Below are 821 nucleotides of genomic sequence, written 5' to 3' on the forward strand. Positions count from 1 at the left end.
CTGGTTATAAAATGGTTCGATATAATCAATAATATCCGCTTGGGCCTGGTGACGAGTTTGATACCTTCGGTAGTTAACTCTTTCAGACTTTAAACTTCTAAAGAAACGTTCCGTAACGGCGTTATCTAGACAATTTCCTGCTCGACTCATGCTTGCCTGGATTCCAAATTCACTCAAACACTTCTGGAACGAATCACTGGTGTATTGAGCCCCCTGATCCGAGTGGAATATGACTCCTGTCATAGGCTCTCTTTTATTAACTGCTAAACGTATAGCGCGGGTTGTTAACTCAGTATTGGGTTTATCTGAGAATGCCCCGCTAATAATCTTTCTCGAGCATAAATCTACTATTACTGCTAAATATAACCATCCTTGGCCTGTTCGGATATACGTGATGTCACCTGACCAATGGGTGTTAAGTTGTTCAGGATTAAACTGCCTATTTAAATAATTAGGGGCAATGATAGACGCCTTTCCTGCATAGGGATAACGATGTAACCGAGGCCGTTTCGCTATCAATTTAAATTTGCGCATCAATCGTCGTACTTTATAACGACCCACTTTATAACCCTGATGATTAAGTTCTATCATCATTCTTCGGCTGCCGTAAGTGGCGTCCATTTCATTGTGAATATGCTTCACCGCTGCCTCTAAGTGAATATCGCCAGCCTTAATTCGCTTTGGTTTAGCATGAAAATAAAACGAGCTACGGGGTACATTTAAACATCGACAAATATGCTGAACATTAAACCCTGCCTTCTTCAACTCTAGCGCGACTTGCCGCCTTTGTTCATTTCTATTGCGAAGAAGGCCGAAGCTTT

The 821-nt window shown here is 41.7% G+C and carries 1 protein-coding gene; it reads right to left on the reverse strand.

Annotated elements, in window-relative coordinates; genetic code table 11:
* Positions 1–821: IS3 family transposase (locus GLIP_RS18575; protein ID WP_153886378.1), on the reverse strand; the 821-nt coding region annotated here is incomplete at both ends.

Origin of the sequence: Aliiglaciecola lipolytica E3 (genome assembly GCF_000314975.1) — a bacterium.
In the GTDB taxonomy this organism is placed as follows: Bacteria; Pseudomonadota; Gammaproteobacteria; order Enterobacterales; family Alteromonadaceae; genus Aliiglaciecola; species Aliiglaciecola lipolytica.